The sequence below is a fragment of the Variovorax sp. KK3 genome, assembly GCF_001984055.1.
GTDB lineage: Bacteria > Pseudomonadota > Gammaproteobacteria > Burkholderiales > Burkholderiaceae_C > Variovorax.
Genome location: NZ_LYVO01000004.1, coordinates 56,552 through 72,358, shown reverse-complemented (window position 1 = coordinate 72,358; position 15,807 = coordinate 56,552). Strand labels below are relative to the sequence as shown.

Annotated in this window: 14 protein-coding genes; 7 read left to right on the top strand and 7 right to left on the bottom strand. The window is 65.7% G+C overall.

The genetic code is table 11. From position 1 onward, the window contains the following. Nucleotides 1–6 precede the first annotated feature (6 nt). Nucleotides 7–1,377: an ethanolamine permease gene (eat, locus tag B0W80_RS03250; RefSeq protein ID WP_076997670.1), complete on the bottom strand. Its 1,371-nt coding sequence runs from the start codon at nucleotides 1,375–1,377 to the stop codon at nucleotides 7–9. Nucleotides 1,378–1,542: 165 nt separating this feature from the next. On the opposite strand from eat, the gene B0W80_RS03245 reads away from it, so the two are divergent. Next, nucleotides 1,543–1,899 (top strand): FKBP-type peptidyl-prolyl cis-trans isomerase, encoded by a 357-nt coding sequence (locus tag B0W80_RS03245; protein WP_256856469.1) that lies wholly within the window; start codon nucleotides 1,543–1,545, stop codon nucleotides 1,897–1,899. 39 nt (nucleotides 1,900–1,938) lie between these two features. On the opposite strand, the gene B0W80_RS03240 is transcribed toward B0W80_RS03245, so the two are convergent. Both B0W80_RS03240 and B0W80_RS03235 read right to left on the bottom strand, forming a co-directional pair. Then, complete coding sequence (locus B0W80_RS03240; protein WP_076997668.1) at nucleotides 1,939–2,691, bottom strand: glucose 1-dehydrogenase; 753 nt, start codon at nucleotides 2,689–2,691, stop codon at nucleotides 1,939–1,941. A gap of 177 nt (nucleotides 2,692–2,868) precedes the next feature. Further along, nucleotides 2,869–4,224: an esterase-like activity of phytase family protein gene (locus B0W80_RS03235; RefSeq protein ID WP_076997667.1), complete on the bottom strand. Its 1,356-nt coding sequence runs from the start codon at nucleotides 4,222–4,224 to the stop codon at nucleotides 2,869–2,871. A 231-nt stretch (nucleotides 4,225–4,455) separates the two neighbouring features. Here B0W80_RS03235 and B0W80_RS34645 point away from each other — a divergent pair, with 231 nt between their 5' ends. Together B0W80_RS34645 and B0W80_RS34640 are read left to right on the top strand one after the other, a co-directional pair. After that, nucleotides 4,456–5,595, top strand: a complete 1,140-nt coding sequence (locus B0W80_RS34645; RefSeq protein WP_143684458.1) for a hypothetical protein — start codon at nucleotides 4,456–4,458, stop codon at nucleotides 5,593–5,595. A 6-nt stretch (nucleotides 5,596–5,601) separates the two neighbouring features. Then, on the top strand, nucleotides 5,602–6,813 hold the full coding sequence (locus B0W80_RS34640) for a hypothetical protein (protein WP_143684457.1): 1,212 nt from the start codon (nucleotides 5,602–5,604) through the stop codon (nucleotides 6,811–6,813). 291 nt (nucleotides 6,814–7,104) lie between these two features. On the opposite strand, the gene B0W80_RS03230 is transcribed toward B0W80_RS34640, so the two are convergent. Next, nucleotides 7,105–8,700: a glucan biosynthesis protein gene (locus B0W80_RS03230; RefSeq protein ID WP_076997666.1), complete on the bottom strand. Its 1,596-nt coding sequence runs from the start codon at nucleotides 8,698–8,700 to the stop codon at nucleotides 7,105–7,107. 193 nt (nucleotides 8,701–8,893) lie between these two features. On the opposite strand from B0W80_RS03230, the gene ada reads away from it, so the two are divergent. From ada to alkB, 3 genes are read left to right on the top strand one after another with little or no spacing between them, the layout of a single operon-like run. After that, nucleotides 8,894–9,970 carry a bifunctional DNA-binding transcriptional regulator/O6-methylguanine-DNA methyltransferase Ada gene (gene ada / locus B0W80_RS03225; protein WP_076997752.1) on the top strand — a complete coding sequence of 359 codons (1,077 nt, stop codon included), beginning with the start codon at nucleotides 8,894–8,896 and terminating at the stop codon, nucleotides 9,968–9,970. Continuing rightward, complete coding sequence (locus B0W80_RS03220) at nucleotides 9,967–10,653, top strand: 2OG-Fe(II) oxygenase (protein WP_083745151.1); 687 nt, start codon at nucleotides 9,967–9,969, stop codon at nucleotides 10,651–10,653. Before ada ends, B0W80_RS03220 begins: the two co-directional genes overlap by 4 nt. A gap of 3 nt (nucleotides 10,654–10,656) precedes the next feature. Then, on the top strand, nucleotides 10,657–11,316 hold the full coding sequence (alkB, locus tag B0W80_RS03215; RefSeq protein ID WP_076997665.1) for a DNA oxidative demethylase AlkB: 660 nt from the start codon (nucleotides 10,657–10,659) through the stop codon (nucleotides 11,314–11,316). A 42-nt stretch (nucleotides 11,317–11,358) separates the two neighbouring features. Here the strand turns inward: alkB and B0W80_RS03210 are convergent, their stop codons facing one another. After that, nucleotides 11,359–12,351, bottom strand: coding sequence for a tripartite tricarboxylate transporter substrate-binding protein (locus B0W80_RS03210; RefSeq protein WP_076997751.1), 993 nt, complete (start codon nucleotides 12,349–12,351; stop codon nucleotides 11,359–11,361). Nucleotides 12,352–12,482: 131 nt separating this feature from the next. Here B0W80_RS03210 and B0W80_RS03205 point away from each other — a divergent pair, with 131 nt between their 5' ends. Further along, nucleotides 12,483–13,478 (top strand): LysR family transcriptional regulator, encoded by a 996-nt coding sequence (locus B0W80_RS03205; RefSeq protein ID WP_256856465.1) that lies wholly within the window; start codon nucleotides 12,483–12,485, stop codon nucleotides 13,476–13,478. Nucleotides 13,479–13,482: 4 nt separating this feature from the next. Here the strand turns inward: B0W80_RS03205 and B0W80_RS03200 are convergent, their stop codons facing one another. Together B0W80_RS03200 and B0W80_RS03195 are read right to left on the bottom strand one after the other, a co-directional pair. Next, entirely contained in the window at nucleotides 13,483–15,120 is a 1,638-nt protein-coding gene (locus B0W80_RS03200; protein ID WP_373038127.1) for a hypothetical protein, read from the bottom strand. Continuing rightward, the gene (locus B0W80_RS03195) at nucleotides 15,117–15,731 is read right to left on the bottom strand and encodes a PAS and helix-turn-helix domain-containing protein (protein WP_076997664.1); all 615 of its coding nucleotides are present in this window, start codon (nucleotides 15,729–15,731) and stop codon (nucleotides 15,117–15,119) included. The genes B0W80_RS03200 and B0W80_RS03195 overlap by 4 nt, the downstream gene beginning before the upstream one ends. Between the last annotated feature and the right edge of the window lie 76 nt (nucleotides 15,732–15,807).

Below are 15,807 nucleotides of genomic sequence, written 5' to 3'. Positions count from 1 at the left end.
GGGCGGTCAGCCCGTGTTGGACAGCATCTTGTCGGGCAGCGCCGCCTCGCGCTGTGCCGCCGTGAGGCGGAAGTAGCCGTAGGCCAGCGCCATCAGCACCAGGTACAGCAGCGTCAGCCGGCCATTGAACCAGACCATCGCGCCCAGGCACACCAGGCCGAGCCCGAAGGCGATGCCCGGGAAGACGGGGTAGAAGGGCGCGCGGTAGGGCCGGCGCAGCCCTGGCTCGTCGCGGCGCAGCTTGAACAACGCCGCCATCGAGACCAGGTACATGGTGATCGCGCCCAGCACCGACATGGTGACGATGTTGGCCGTGAGCGTTTGCCCGCCGAACTGCACCCACTCGTCGCTGAAGATGGCCGCGATGCCGATCACGCCGCCGGCCAGCAGCGCCCGGTGCGGCGTGCCGAAGCGCGGGCTCAGCGCGGCGAAGGTGGGCGGCAGGTAGCCGGCGCGCGCCAGCGCGAAGATCTGGCGCGAGTAGCCCATGATGATTCCGTGGAAGGACGCGATCAGCCCGAACAGGCCGATCCACACCAGCATGTGCAGCCATCCGCTGTCGGCGCCCACCACCGCCTTCATGGCCTGCGGCAGCGGGTCGTTGATGTTGGCGAGCCGGCGCCAGTCGCCCACGCCGCCGGCGAAGATCATCACGCCGAAGGCCAGCACCACCAGCGTCACGATGCCGGTGGTGTAGGCGATCGGGATGGTGCGTTGCGGATCGCGTGCCTCTTCGGCCGCCATGGCCGCGCCCTCGATCGCCAGGAAGAACCAGATCGCGAACGGGATCGACGCGAAGATGCCTGGCACGGCCGCGCTGCCGAAGCTGCTGCTGCCCGACCAGCCATGGGCCATGAAGTTCGCGAGCGACCAGCCCGGTGCGACCACGCCCATGAATACGAGCAGCTCGAAGATGGCCAGCACGGTGACGAACAGCTCGAAGGCTGCCGCGATGCCGACGCCGATCCAGTTGAGCGCGATGAAGACGACGTAGGCGCCGAGTGCGAAATGCTTGGGGTCGATGCCGGGAAACTGCACGTTGAGGTAAGCCCCGATCGCCAGCGAGATGGCCGGCGGCGCGAACACGAATTCCACCAGCGTCGCGAAGCCGGCGACGAAGCCGCCCGTGGGCCCGAAGGCGCGCCGTGCATAGGCGAAGGGCCCGCCTGCATGCGGGATCGCGGTCGACAATTCGGTGAAGCTGAAGATGAAGGTGGTGTACATGGCCGCCACCAGCACCGTGGCGACCAGGAAGCCCAGCGTGCCGGCCGTGTTCCAGCCGTAACTCCAGCCGAAGTACTCGCCCGAGATCACCAGCCCGACGGCGATGCCCCAGAGCTGGACGGGGCCGAGTACTTTCTTCAGGCCTGTGGACATGCACGCGCTCCTTGGTCGGTGGGCTGGTCCTTCAGCAAGAGCGATGCCATGGTGGCACGCGCCGCAATAATGGACTGTTTTCAACCAACCCGGGAGATCCTTGTGCGTTCCTTCTTTCGTTCGACAGCCGCTGCCCTCGCCACTTTGTGCCTGCTGCCCGCCGCCATGGCGCAGGGCGCGCCCATCACCACGCCCAGCGGCCTGATCTACCAGTCGCTCAAGGAAGGCACCGGCGCATCGCCCGCCGCCACCGACGTGGTCAAGGTGCACTACCGCGGCACCTTCCCCGACAGCGGCAAGGAGTTCGACAGCTCCTACAAGCGCAATGAGCCGACCGAGTTTCCGCTGAACGGCGTGATCCCGTGCTGGACCGAAGGCGTGCAGAAGATGAAGGTCGGCGGCAAGGCCAAGCTGACCTGCCCGCCGGCCATCGCCTACGGCACGCGTGGCGCGGGCGGCGTGATCCCGCCCAACGCGACGCTCAACTTCGAGGTCGAGCTGATCTCCGTCGGCAAGCGCTGATGGCCTGGCTGGCCCGGATCAGAGATCAGGGATCAGGGATCAGATCTGGGCCGAGCCGCCGTCGACGAACAGCTCGATACCGTTGACGAAGCTGCTGTCGTCCGAGGCCAGGAAGACCACCGCCTTGGCAATTTCGTCGGGCGTGCCCACGCGGCCCAGTGGAATGGTCTGGGCCTGTGCGTCCACGAAGCCCTTGAGCTGTTCCTTGTCGAGGCCCAGCAGGTCGTAGGCCGGCGTCGGCACCACGCCGGGGCTGACTGCGTTCACGCGAATGCCTCGCTCCTTGAGGTCGATCGTCCAGCTGCGCGCGAAGCTGCGCACTGCCGCCTTGCTGGCGCTGTACACGCTGAATGCGGGGTTGCCCTTGATCGAGGTGATCGAGGCATTCAGCACGATGGTGCTGCCCTTGCCCATCAACGGCAGCGCCTTCTGCACGGTGAAGAGCAGGCCGCGCACGTTGGTGTCGAAGATCTTGTCGAAGTGCTCTTCGCTGATGTCGCCCAGCGGTGCGACGCTGCCGCCACCCGCATTGGCGAACAGCACGTCGAGCTTGCCGGCCTGCTGGCGGATGGTGTCGTAGACGCGATCGAGGTCGGCCAGGTTCGCGACGTCGCTGCGAATGCCTGTGGCTTGCGGGCCGATCGCCTTGACGGCGGCATCGAGCTCGGCCTGGCGCCGGCCGGTGATGAAGACGCGTGCGCCTTCAGCGACGAAGCGCTGCGCGGTGGCCAGGCCGATGCCGCTGCTGCCGCCGGTGACGAGGGCGATCTTGTCCGAGAGTTTCTGGGTCATGCTGTGGTCCGATGTGGTGAGTTGCGATGCCCTGGAGTTTGGGCACCGCATCCACATCGACCAAGATGCTGCAGGGCATCCCAGAATTCGCGATTCGCTAACAATCCAGGCGCTGGCCGCGCCAACGCATCTTTGAGCGCAACGGCGGCCGGCCGTGCGCCGGCCCCGGCGATGGGCTTACTTGGCCCGCAGAAGCTCCCCCACTTCCAGCAACACCAGTTCGTTGTCGTCCGCCCGGTTCGGCTCGCGGCTGCTCGAGAAGGGCAGGTTGTTGTCGTTGCCCACCACGATGTGGGTGGCGTCCACCACGTCGACGTTCTCGATCGTGAAGAAGGGGAAGCTCAGCACGCCCTCGACCGTCGGCTTGCGTGACAGCTTCTGCGGGTCGGCGATCTGCAGCAGGTCGATGTAGCCGACCTTGCGTACGGACTGGCCCACGTTGGCGTCGCTCATCTCGATCTTGTAGACGCGCTTGAACTTCGCGAGGTCATGGAAGCAGTCGGCGCGCTTCTGGCCTTCGGGGCAGGCCTTATCGGGCGTGCCTTCGCCGTTGTCGCGTTCGATCACCAGGCCGGTGGTGCCGTCGATCATGTTGAAGTCGCCGATGGCGTGGCCCTTGGCTTCGAGCGGGTACTTCCAGTGGCGGCCGGTCCATTTTTCGCTGGCGACGTCGAACTCCAGCACCCGCAGCGCCTCCTTGCCGTCGACGCGCTCGTAGTCCTGGGCTTCGGCGTTCCACACCGGGCCTTCGAGCAGCGCGTAGAGCTTGCTTCCGTCCTTGGACGACGCCATGCCCTCGAAGCCCTTGGAGCGTTTCACCTGGAAGTCCACCGCGCCGCCGGGAGCGCCCGGCGTGGTCACGGCCGGGTGATCGGGCGAGCGCACTGTCTTGCCGTCGACCTGTGTCTCGAAGACGGCCAACACCTTGCCCTTGAGGTCGGCCTTTATCAGGTAGGGCCCGAATTCCTCGCCGATCCACAGCGCGCCGCCGGCGAACTGAAAGCTCTCGGGGTCGAAATCGGACCCCGTGAGGTAACGCTGCTTCGTGCCTTCCTGGACGATCCGGAAAGGCACCTTCTTGTCCGGGTCGTGCAGGAACACCGTGCCCAGCCGGTCGTATTTGCCGCTCTTGAAGTCCACCTTGTAGTGGTTCAGGTAGAGCATGAAGTCAGGCGAATTGGCCTTCGCGCCGGCTCCGTTGTCGGTGAGCACCCAGAAGCTGCCGTCGCTCATCTTCTTGATGCCCGACTGGCCCTGGATCGGCTGGCCCTTGAAGGGCAGCGACACGCCGGTGCCACGACCGCCCGATTGGCCTTCGACGCTGCCGATGGCTTCGACGCGCTTGCCCGTCGTGAACTTGCCACTGACCTGCAGGTCGGCGGGCGCGTCCTTTGGCGCGGGGATGAAGGTGCGTGCCGGCAGGAGCGCATGGCCTGCAAGCGTGGCGGTGTAGGCCGTCTGCGCTGCAGCAGGGTTGCCGGCCAGGGCGGCTGCGGCGATGGCGAGAAGAGAGAAGGAAGCGATGCGCTGCATGGTGCGAAGCGTTGTTGTGACAAAGCGCCCGACGATGCCGCGAATGGGTGACGGGGCCGTGACATTCGCCGCTCTGAGGCGAAATCGGGCGGCAACTACAGAAAGAATTAATCAATTCGGCTTTAACAGACTGAACTGCGAAGAAGCTGCGTAACTTAAGTCTTCTATTTGAGGTAATTGATCTCGATATCCTTGCTTCCTCCAAAAACGACGCCTTTAAAGGAGGAATTCATGGCGAAACTTAATTTATTTGCATTTGCCGGCAGAGCGGCGCCCGTCGGCACCCGCGTTGATGCGGGCACACTCCCAAGTGCATTCGTCAAGACGCTTCTTGCGGGCTTGCTGGCGTGCTATGCGGCATGGGTCAGCGCCGCAAACCTCCCTTCTGGCCAGGGTCTGGCGCCAGGGCAGGGCATCTACTCGGACAACGGTCAGTACCTGTTGGTGATGCAAGGCGACGGCAACCTCGTGCATTACCGCGTCAGCGATGGCGCGGTGCGGTGGCACAGCAACACGGCGGGGAGTCCTGGGTCCATTCTTGCGATGCAGGGTGACGGTAATGCGGTGACCTACTTCACTCCGCCGCACGTACCACCGACGAAGGGGGGCGGATATGCGAAGCCGCAAGGACTCCGGACTTACCCGACGTGGTACTCGGCGACGGCAGGTAATCCAGGCGCTTATATGAGATCGCAGGACGATGGAAATCTCGTTGTGGTCGCGGCGGATGGGCGCGCGCTTTGGGGTACGGGACCAGATCCGGACCTCAACAAGCCTGACCCGAAAAATCCAGGGGACGTTGTTGGAAGGGAATTGGTGTCCTCGAATGGTATTGTTCAATCGCTTGGGCACATTGCTTTTTCTGATGGCTTAAATCTTTACGAGGTCATGAATGAACCGCTGGTAGTTCAGTACACATCGCTCTCAAGCTTCAAGAAGAAGGTGGCGGCGCAAGGCCCGCAGGCATATTGGGGTACCGCGTCACCGAGCATCCCGTTTTTCTACCTGCTCGGATGTTATGAAACGAACTGCAGTGAAGGCGCAAGAAATCAAGTGCTTAGCAGTCGCGAGGCGATGGTCGCCCGCGCACGTCAGATATATCAATTGGGATCGTTCTACACGCTGTCGGACAAGTCGGTCCCGTCGTTGCCCAAGCGAGACAGCTATCCACTGAGGGTCGGGACTTATCGCTGCGATACATTCGTGCTCGACATCTATGATCTTTACGGGTCCGTTTACACCGATGCGACGGGCAAATATGTATCCATAGCGCCCGCTGTTGACAGATGGATCAACTTCAGAGACACCGTACTAAAAGTGAAAGTTCTACCTACGATCGCGTTTCAGTTGCTCAAGAATTTTAGAGGTTGAATCAAAATGAAAAGAATTTATTGGGCGTGTTCTGGATTAATCGGTTTCTTGGTAATTGGAGCCTTGGTCTACGGCTCTTTGTCAGCCGTGCCCGCGTCTGGCGTGGACACGATGGAGGCGAATTTCAGCACCCAATCGCTTGCTGCTCATGCCACCGATGGCGCCGCGCAATACCGGGAAAAATTGGCGGCGGCTGCAGCAATAGCAGACGAGCGCAATCCGCTGCGCTCCTATGTCCCGACACCGGGAGTTGCGGGTCGTCTTGCCTTGGACAACATCTATGCAAAAGGATTAGCCGCTACGCCTCAGTCCGCTACCTTGGCATTGGATCTTTTGCGGAGCGGGCGCTTGAGCCCTGATGAAAAAATTTCGATGGCCGTCATTTTGTATGGCTTGTATAACCGCGAGAATACGACGGGCGCCAATCAGGATATCGCACTCGAACTCAAAATTCTTGCTTCCGATTCAAACAAGCAAATCGCACATAACGCGGCCGTCGCTTACGCAGGCTTGGAGTATATGCCGGGAACGGAAATTGTACTTAAGCAGGCTTTAAAAAGCGGCGCTTTGGAGAGCGAATCATATTTTCGCGCATTGGCTCATTTGGTCACTAGTGCACCGCCTGAGAAGCAAAAGGAGTTTCTCGCAGAAATCAGGACGGCGTCCAATCGACTCGCGTCAGACATCTTGGCAGACGCGCTCAACACCGGCAAGGAATTCAATGCCGCATCATTTTTGAGGTCTTCCGAAGATATGGCGGAATTGCTGCGCGCTACTGAGCCTGAATTTTCGACCAGCGTTGGCTTGTACGGCTTGACAGATGCTCTTCGCTACAGAACATGGATACGAGCCAGTGCCACTATTGAAAGTCAGAAAACAGGGCGCAGCGTAGACGACATCATTTTGGCCAGATTGAGCGAACAAGGCACGGATGCGCGAAAGGTCGTCGCGTACCTATCTTCTCCAGAGGCTGTGCACCTTCTCGCCTCTGCCAAGCCTGACTCGCCAGTTCAACAACTGGCGGTCATCGCTGAAAGCTACGCCGGCCAGCACCCGAACAACGGCCATGTGAAAGAGATTGCACAGGAAATCAGGGCTCGCATGAACACGCCGCCGCCCGTCATTCCGAAGCCGGTGTTCACCATGCCCGTCGGCCCAGTTCCGGGTCCGCAACCGATACTTCAGGCGCCCGGGACGGTGCCAGGACAGCATCCATGATTCAACTCGATGAAAAAAAGCGGTAGCTGCATAAGTTCGTCCAATCGCGTGGGCACCGATGCCGATGCTGGCCAATGTGCTGCCGGAATCGAAGGTCCAAAATCTTGCCGGATTGGTCCGGCACTATGCCGGTCAGCATCCAGCAAACACTGACATGGCGGACGATTCAAGAATGATCGAGTCGCGCATGAAGTATCCGCCGCCGGCTGCACCGAAGCCAATCTTCACGATGCCGACAGGCCCCGTACCGGGCCCGCAGCAGCTACCTCGATAGCCAAGCGCCGACGCGGCTCACCCCGGCTGATACTGATACAGCCAAGTCTCCGTCAACGTCTGGTCCCCGTTCTTCATGTAGAGCCGCATGTCCACCGGCTCCGCGCCCTCGGCCGTGAAGTCGAACTGCGCGCGCCAGTGGCCCGGCACGCCGTTGGGCACGGCCTCGGAGAACACATAGGAGAACTTGCCGCGCGAGGCGGTGAGCACCAGTTCGGGTTTGACGCCGAAGGGAATCGACTCGAGCGGCTTGCCGAGGAACTCGACCATGAACTTGCGCACGCCCTGCGGCCGTTGCGTGCCGGGCTGGCCGCCGCGGCCCAGGCGGGTGGCGATGCAGCGGGCGAGGGGCGAAGGAAAGGGCTCTTGGTCGGTCCAATGCAGGCGGTACTTCAGCGAATAGCTGCTGCCGGCAGTCGCCGGTGCCTTGGGCACCCAGCAGGCCAGGATGTTGTCGTGGATCTCGTCGTCGGTCGGGATCTCGACGAGTTGCACCGAGCCTTCGCCCCAGTCGCCCAGCGGCTCGACCCACAAGCTCGGCCGCTTTTCGTAGAACACGCCGTCCTGGTAGTGGTCGAAATTGCGGTCGCGCTGCAGCAGGCCGAAGCCGCGCGGGCGGGTGTCGCTGAAGGCCGATGCGCGTGTCTGTGTGGGGTTGTTCAGTGGGCGCCAGATGCGCTCGCCACCACCGGTCCAGATGGCCAGGCCGTCGGAATCGTGCACCTCGGGGCGCCAGTCGATGCCGGTGGGCTTGCTCTCCGAATACCAATACATCGACGTCAGCGGCACCAGGCCGAAGCGGCCGACGTCGCGCCGCAGGAAGAGGCGCGCCTCGATGTCCATCACGACAGCGCGGGTGCGCTGCATGACGAACTTGAAGGCGCCCGTGATGCTGGGGCCTTCGAGCAGGGCGTACACCGTCATGGTGTTGGTCTCGGGCGTGGCCGGCGGCTCGAAGTAGAAGCGGGTGAAGTTGGGGAATTCCTCGGCGCGGTCGGGCATGGCCGCGTCGAGCGCGATGCCGCGGGCCGACAGGCCGTACTGGTAAAGCTCGCCGATGGCGCGGAAGTACGAGGCGCCGAGAAAAGCGACCCAGTCGTTGGTCTGCCAGGCCAGCTTCTTCTGGTCGCCCAGGCGGCTTTCCTGCAGGCGGAAGCCGGCGAAGCCCGCACCGTCGCGCAGCTGCCGCCCGGGGCTGTCGGCGGGCATGCTGAAGTAGGCGCTGTCGTAGAGGATTTCGCGCGCGAAGCCATCGCCGCCCGCGCTCTCGGTGACGAACATGTGGACCGGTGTCTGGAAGTAGCGGCCCAGGTGGAAGAAGGTGACGGGGTACTGGCCCGGTCCGTCCTTGAACACGGCCAGATGGGGGTTGTATTTGATCTTGCCGTGCGCGTCGTAGTCGATGCGTTGCAGCACGTCGGCCGGCAGCGAGGTGTCGGCCACGAAAGGCCGTGAGCTCAGCGTCTTGGCCTCGGTAACAAGACGTTCGAAAGAGAAAGGTCGGGGCTGGCTGAGCTTGATTCCGTCGGCCGCAATGGCATCTGCAGGGAATCCGAGTGCGGCGAGCGCCATGGAGGCACCGCCGGCGGTCAGGAGTGAGCGTCGGTCGATCATCGGCCAAGATGGTAGCGAAGCCCGCGGCCGGGGCCCGTAGGCCGATGGCGCGAGCCGGCACGTCGTTGTCCGGCTTGTCCTACGATCGAATTCGAAAGCAAGAGCCGGAGTGCCAGTGCAAGGCCCGATGCCTACAGTCGACCCATCGATTCACGAAGGGCCGGCAAGGCCGAAAGGATTGGCAATGAACATGATGAGCAACCCCCACGAAATGCGTGCCGTGCAAACGACCGGCGATTCGCGCTGGTCCGCCGTGGTGGCACGCGACGCCGCGGCCGATGGCCTGTTCTTCTATTCGGTGCGCAGCACGGGTGTGTATTGCAGGCCGTCGTGCGGTGCGCGCCAGCCGCGGCCGGAGAACGTGGACTTCCATGCGACGGCAGCCGATGCGGAGCGCGCGGGCTTTCGTCCGTGCAAGCGCTGCAAGCCCGACCAGCCGACGCGTCAAGTGCAGCAGGCGGCGCAGGTGGCCGAGCTCTGCCGCCACATCGAAAACGCGGACGAAGCGCCAACGCTCGATGCGCTGGCGGAGCGCGCAGGCATGAGCAGCTATCACCTGCACCGCGTCTTCAAGGAGGTCACGGGGCTCACGCCCAAGGCCTATGCGGCCGCGCATAGGGCGAAGCGCGTGCGCGAGGCGCTGACGCGCAGCGACACGGTGACCGATGCGATCTACGACGCGGGCTACAACTCGAACGGCCGCTTCTACGAAGGCTCGAACGACGTGCTGGGCATGACGCCGACCCGCTTCCGCGAAGGCGGCGCCGAAACGGAGATCCGCTTCGCCATCGGCCAGTGCGCGCTCGGCGCGATCCTGGTGGCGCGCAGTGATCGCGGCGTCTGCGCGATCGCCCTGGGCGACGATCCCGATGTGCTTGCGCGCGAGCTGCAAGACCGCTTTCCGCGTGCGCGGCTGATGGGCGACGACCCCGACTTCGCGCGACTGGTGGCGCAGGTGGTCGGCTTCGTCGAAGCGCCCGGCGTGGGGCTCGATCTGCCGCTGGACGTGCGCGGCACGGCGTTCCAGCAGCGCGTATGGCAGGCGCTGCGCGACATCCCGTCGGGCAGCACGGCGAGCTATGCCGAGATCGCGCAGCGCATCGGCAGTCCGAAGTCGGTGCGCGCCGTGGCCCAGGCCTGCGGCGCCAACACGCTGGCGGTGGCGATACCTTGCCATCGCGTGGTGCGCAGCGACGGTGGCCTGTCGGGCTATCGCTGGGGCGTGGAGCGCAAGAGCGATCTGCTGACGCGCGAGGCCCGGCGCGCATGATCATCGACCGGGACCGCATGGCGCAGGATCTCGATGCGGAGGGCAGCGCACTCATCGAGGGTCTGCTGACCCGTGCGGAATGCGAAGCCCTTGCATCGCTGTACCCGCGCGACCCGTTCTTCCGCAGCCGGGTGCTGATGGAGCGCCACGGCTTCGGCCGCGGCGAGTACAAGTACTTCGACTACCCGCTGCCCGAGCGGCTGGCCGGGTTGCGCGAGCAGATGTACGCGGAGCTCGCGCCGATCGCGAACCGATGGAACGAGATCATGGGCATCGAGGTGCGCTACCCGCCGGAGCATGCCGACTTTCTGGCGCGCTGCCACGCGGCCGGGCAGGCGCGCCCCACGCCGCTGCTGCTGCAATACGGCGAGGGCGACTACAACTGCCTGCATCAAGACCTGTACGGCGAGCACGTGTTCCCGCTGCAACTGGTGATCCTGCTGTCGGAGCCCGGCCGCGATTTCACGGGTGGCGAATTCGTCATGACCGAGCAGCGGCCGCGCATGCAGTCGCGGCCGATGGTGCTGCCGCTGCGGCAGGGCGACGCCGCAGTGATCGCGGTGCACCACCGGCCGGTGCAAGGCACGCGGGGCGTGTACCGCGTGAACCTGCGGCATGGGGTGAGCCGGGTGCGCACGGGGCGGCGGCACACGGCGGGCATCATCTTTCATGATGCGAGCTGACCCATGACGACGCCCGGCCTCTTCGACGACCTGGAAGACGATGCCCTGCCGGCGACGCAGGCGCTCGCGTCCGGCGCGGTGCTGTTGCGCGGCTTCGCACGGGCGCGGGCCGGGGCCTTGCTGGACGGCGTGTCGAAAGTGTTGGCGCAAGCGCCGCTGCGTCATCTGGTCACGCCCGGCGGCTTTCGCATGTCGGTGGCGATGAGCAACTGCGGCCCGCTCGGCTGGGTGTCGGATCGCAGCGGCTACCGATACGACGCGAACGACCCCGACAGCGGCCGGCCGTGGCCCGCGATGCCGGAGGTGTTCGCCGAGTTGGCCGACAGCGCGGCGCGGGCCGGTGGGTTCGACGGCTTCGCGCCCGACGCCTGCCTGATCAACCGCTACGAGCCCGGCACGCGGCTGTCGCTGCACCAGGACCGTGACGAGGGGCACTACGACTGGCCCATCGTCTCGGTGTCGCTGGGCTTGCCCGCCGTATTTCTGTTCGGCGGGGGCCGGCGCTCCGACAAGGCGCAGCGCGTGCCTTTGGTGCATGGCGACGTGGTGGTGTGGGGCGGGCCGTCGCGGCTGCACTACCACGGCGTGCTGCCGGTGAAGGACGGCGTGCATCCGATGACGGGTGCGTGCCGCATCAACCTGACCTTTCGCAAGGCGGGCTGAAGCGGAGGTGCCAGGTGCACCGGATGCACCGGATGCACCGAGTCAGTCGTCGGCCTTGAAGCCCGATGCCGCCACCACCGGCTTCCACTTCTCGCGTTCGGCAGCCATGGTCTTCGTGTATTCGGTCGTACCGACGAAGGCGGCTTCGAGGCCCACCTGTTCCAGTCCGGCGATCAGTGCCTTGTCTGTGGCGGCCGTGCGGGCGTTTGCGGCGAGCGCGGCGACGACGGCATCGGGCGTGCCGGCTGGCGCGAACAGCCCGTAGCCTTCCACGCCGACGACCGTGCCGAAGCCCTGCTCGGCGAAGGTTGGCACGTCCTTGAGGAAGCGCGAGCGTTGGGCGCTGCTGACGGCCAGCAGCCGCAGCTTGCCGTTGCCCAGGTACTGCAGGAAGTCGCCGACGAAGCCCAGATAGGCCGGCACCTGTCCGCCCAGCAGGTCCTGCATCGCCGGGGCCGAGCCGCGGTAGGGCACGTGCGCCAATGGCACACCGGTCGCCTGGGAAAAGCGGAAGCCGAGGAACTGCGCCAACGAGCCTGCAGCCGGCGATGCATAACTGCGGCCGCTTTCGTTCGCCTTGAGCCAGCGCACGTAGTCGGCCAGCGTGCGCACCTCGGCCGGCACCGCGCTGCTGATGGCCAGCGCGCATGTGGACGCGGCGATTTCCGCCACCGGCCGCAGGTCGCGCTCAGGGTCGTAAGAAAGGCGCGTGTAGACGTGCGGATAGATGGTCATCGCCGAGGTCTGGGTGCACAGCACCACGCTGCCGTCCGCGCGCTCGCGTTTCAACTGCGCCGTGGCGATGCGGCCGGCCGCGCCGGGGCGGTTGTCGACCAGGTAGGCACGGCTCTGGGCGCGCCAGGCCTCGGCCAGGCGACGCGCGGTCTGGTCCATGGTGCCGCCTGCGGGGTAGCCGACGACGATTCGCCCGGGGGCGCCATCGGTCTGCGCGCGCGCCGGTGCGGCGATCAGGGAAGCGGCCGGCATCAGGCAGGCCACATACTCGGCGAATCGCCGCCGGGAGATTTCGGACATCGCGGGCTCCATGTGATTTCGGTAAGGGGGTGGTTCGTGATCGGATGGATCGGTGTGAGGCTGGACATTGCCAGCGGCGTGCCGTCGCCGGAAGCGACGAATCTGCAACTGCCACATGCACGAGGTGCAACATGACCACCAAAGCGCAGGCCGCACTGAACGCGAGGCGCGTCGACCTGAACCTGCTCCGCGTCTTCGATGCCATCTTCGAAGACCGCAACCTGCTGCGAGCCGGCAAGCGCCTGCACCTGAGCCAGTCGGCCATCAGCCATGCGCTGGCGCGCCTGCGCGAGGCGCTGCAGGACGAGCTGTTCGTGCGCACGCCCAAGGGCATGGAGCCGACGGCGCGCGCGCTCGCCATGGAGGCGCCGCTGCGCGAGGCACTTCGCCGCATCCACGACACGCTGGGCGTGCAGGATTTCGATGCCGCGACGACGACGCAGCGCTTCGTCGTCGCGGCCAACGACTACATGACCTCGGTGCTGCTGGCGCGGCTGGGCGAGTGCATGGCGCAGCACGCGCCGGCCGCCGACCTGGTGGTGCGGCCATCGACGCGGCTGGACCTGGCCGAGCAGCTCGACGTGGGCCGCATCGACGTCGCGCTGGGCATCTTCGCGGAGGTGCCGGCGCGCTTCCAGAGCGCGCGCCTTTGGCAGCAGGACGACGTGCTGGTGTTCCGGCGCGGCCACCCGCTGGCACGGCGCAAGCCGCGCATCGATGATCTCGCGGCCTTTCCGCTGCTGACGGTGTCGCTCGGCGGGCAGGAGGAGGGCGCCGTCAGCGGCTTCATCCTGGAGCGCGGGCTGGCGCGGCAGTCCGAGATGTTCGATCGCTCCGCGCTCGAGGAAGCGCTGGCGGCGGCCGGGCTGCAGCCGCGCTACCGGCTGACGGTGCCGCATTCGCTGGCAGTGCCCGATTTGCTGGCGAACAGCGACATGGTGTCCATCGTGCCGGCGCCGCTGGCGCAGTCATTCGTCGCCCGGCGCGAGCTGTTGTCGAAGGCGCTGCCCTATGCGACGCAGCACGCGGTGGTGCGGGCCGTCTGGCACCGCCGGCACGAGCACGATCCGGCGCATGTCTGGCTGCGCGAGCAGTTGATGGCGCTGTCGAAGCCGTTCGGCGAGTGACGCTTCAAGGGCGGGACGTGGCTTCCCAGCGGTCGGGCGTGGTCGCGACCAGGCTTCGCAGGTCGGTCCAGGTGCTGGCGCCTGGCACGGTGGGCGCGCCGTTCACGGCGGCCGTGGCGAACGCGGCGATGCGCGCCTGCAGGTGCCGGATGTCGGCCGGGTCCCAGGTTTCGATGGCATGCGGGCCGCGCGCGACCACGATCTCTTTCAGGCCCCGGATCCGGTCGTAGGCCGCGACGGTGCCTTCGAGGCTTTCCGCCCGGTCCCACAGGCCCTTGCCGAAGAAGGCGGCGGGCCAGTGGTCCATGCCGGCCAGCGTCTCGGCGCTGGGATAGAACACGATGTGGTGCTCGGCTGCCATGCCTGCCGCGAACAGGTTGCGGTCGGCCAGGTCGGGTGCATCGGGCACATAGCCGGCACCGGCGGCGAACGACGCGAGCAGGATCGCGCCTTTGATGTTGCGGTAGCCCTTGGGCGGCCCGCATCGCACGGTGGGCAGGTCATGGCTGCAGGCCTCGACGAAGTTGCGCGTCATCGCCCAGGCCATGGACATCGAGCCACGCGAGTAGCCCGCCAGCAGCAGCGGGATCTGCCGGGCCTTCATGCCCGCCAACAGGCGCCCGCCGGCCGCGCGGCCCTCGAGCAGGCGACCATCGGGTGTGAGCAGCCGCAGGCCGTCGCCGCTTTCCATGTGTTCGAGGATGCGAAACACGTCTTCGCCTTGTTCCAGCGTGTTCGTGTCGCTGAATCCGCCCGAGATGCCTTCGCCGCGGCGGTCGTAGGCCAGCACGTCGAAGCCGGCGGCGTTCAGCACGTGCAGTGTGTCCCGCCACCAGCGCTGGCCCATGGTCTCGGTGGTGGCATTGGGAAACGGCAGGGCGATGGCGCGGCCGCTCGCGGGGTCGATGCGATAGGCCTGTTCGTCGGGATGCTGGATCGCGGTCATCTGGCCGCCGCCGCCGTTGGCCATGATCACCAGCGCGCGCCGCTTGTGGCCGTGGCCGTCGTCCACGCCGCTGCCTTCGATGTACCAGCCGCGCAGGCGGATGGTGTCGGTCATGCGGAGTTCGAGTCGTTCGAAGCTGTCGCGTGGCGCGCTGAATTCGACGGTGCTGGTGCGGGGCTCGGCTTCGGCAATGGCCTCGCGGTAGGGCGGCCGGGCGAAGAAGGCCGGGCGGCGAATCTGCCGCAGGTCGACCTGGCCTTCAGGGTCGATCGCGCTGGAGGGGTCGAGGAGTCCGGTCGAGCGCCGCGCGCGCTCCTTGTTGGGCGGCAGCCATCGCTGCATCTGGGCGTCGATGCGGCGGAAGCAGGCGGCGTCTGCCTTGCAGGCGCGCCAGCGGGCCTTGAGCTTGGCATCGGTGAACTCTTCGACGTGAAAGTCGGCCCCGGCGTAGCCCGCAGGCGCCCGGTAGGCGCTCTGCAGCAGAGGTACGCAGGTCGTTGCGCCGCTGGCGCTCGGCAGCAGGTAGCCGGGCAGGACCATGTTGCGATCGGCACCCACGCGCGCATGGCAATCGGTGGGCGGGGACGGCGCACGATGCGCCGATGGCGGGCGTTCGGGCTGTGCGCATCCGACCACCAAAAGTGCCAATGCCACGGACAGCGTTCGATGCAGGTGCCGTAGCGTTCGCATGTTCATCCTGCGATCAGCTTCTGCGCCAGCTCCGCCGTGGTCGCCGCCGTGTACTTGCGCATCAGCCGGGCGCGGTGGATCTCGACGGTGCGGTGGCTGATGCCGAGTGCGCGGCCGATCTCCTTCGACGTCAGGCCTTTCATCAGCTGCGCCGCCACTTCGCGCTCGCGCGGCGTCAGCTCGGCCTTGACCGCGCGGCGCGAGCCCAGGTCCTCGAAGGTCCAGATACCGGCTTCGTGCGGCGCTTCGCGGTTGAGCGCCTGGCCGCTCACGTGGCACCAGAAGGTCTCGCCGGAGAAAGCGCCGTGCAGGTCGCCGACGCGCCGCATCATCCGGTTGTCGGCATAGCGGCCGCTGGCGTTGAGGATGGGTTCCATCCGCTTGCCGATGCGCTCGAATTCGACGACGCTCGGGTACAGCACGCGGAACGACTGGCCGACCAGCACCTCGCGCGCGGTGCCGAACATCTCGCACACGCGTGCGTTGCAATCCACGATGATCCGGTGGCGTGAGAGCACCATGCCCACGGGGGCCTGCTCGAAGGCGAGGCGATAGTCGATGGCCGCGAGGTCGACTCGAGCGATGCCTGGTGTTTTGGCGGTGTCCGGTGTGTCCATTACGAAATACTACGTATGCGCATACGTAGTATCGTCGGGGTTTCCGAGCGGCCCTTAATCTTTCTTCTTTCACCCT

Bases quoted from the DNA above. Each gene is read 5' to 3' on its own strand.
- B0W80_RS03245 (WP_256856469.1), top strand. From the start codon at position 1,543: ATGGCGCAGGGCGCGCCCATCACCACGCCCAGCGGCCTGATCTACCAG.
- B0W80_RS03205 (WP_256856465.1), top strand. From the start codon at position 12,483: ATGACCACCAAAGCGCAGGCCGCACTGAACGCGAGGCGCGTCGACCTG.
- B0W80_RS03210 (WP_076997751.1), bottom strand. From the start codon at position 12,351: ATGTCCGAAATCTCCCGGCGGCGATTCGCCGAGTATGTGGCCTGCCTG.
- B0W80_RS03200 (WP_373038127.1), bottom strand. From the start codon at position 15,120: ATGAACATGCGAACGCTACGGCACCTGCATCGAACGCTGTCCGTGGCA.
- B0W80_RS34640 (WP_143684457.1), top strand. From the start codon at position 5,602: ATGAAAAGAATTTATTGGGCGTGTTCTGGATTAATCGGTTTCTTGGTA.
- B0W80_RS03220 (WP_083745151.1), top strand. From the start codon at position 9,967: ATGATCATCGACCGGGACCGCATGGCGCAGGATCTCGATGCGGAGGGC.
- ada (WP_076997752.1), top strand. From the start codon at position 8,894: ATGAGCAACCCCCACGAAATGCGTGCCGTGCAAACGACCGGCGATTCG.
- B0W80_RS03230 (WP_076997666.1), bottom strand. From the start codon at position 8,700: ATGATCGACCGACGCTCACTCCTGACCGCCGGCGGTGCCTCCATGGCG.
- eat (WP_076997670.1), bottom strand. From the start codon at position 1,377: ATGTCCACAGGCCTGAAGAAAGTACTCGGCCCCGTCCAGCTCTGGGGC.
- alkB (WP_076997665.1), top strand. From the start codon at position 10,657: ATGACGACGCCCGGCCTCTTCGACGACCTGGAAGACGATGCCCTGCCG.
- B0W80_RS03240 (WP_076997668.1), bottom strand. From the start codon at position 2,691: ATGACCCAGAAACTCTCGGACAAGATCGCCCTCGTCACCGGCGGCAGC.
- B0W80_RS34645 (WP_143684458.1), top strand. From the start codon at position 4,456: ATGGCGAAACTTAATTTATTTGCATTTGCCGGCAGAGCGGCGCCCGTC.
- B0W80_RS03235 (WP_076997667.1), bottom strand. From the start codon at position 4,224: ATGCAGCGCATCGCTTCCTTCTCTCTTCTCGCCATCGCCGCAGCCGCC.
- B0W80_RS03195 (WP_076997664.1), bottom strand. From the start codon at position 15,731: ATGGACACACCGGACACCGCCAAAACACCAGGCATCGCTCGAGTCGAC.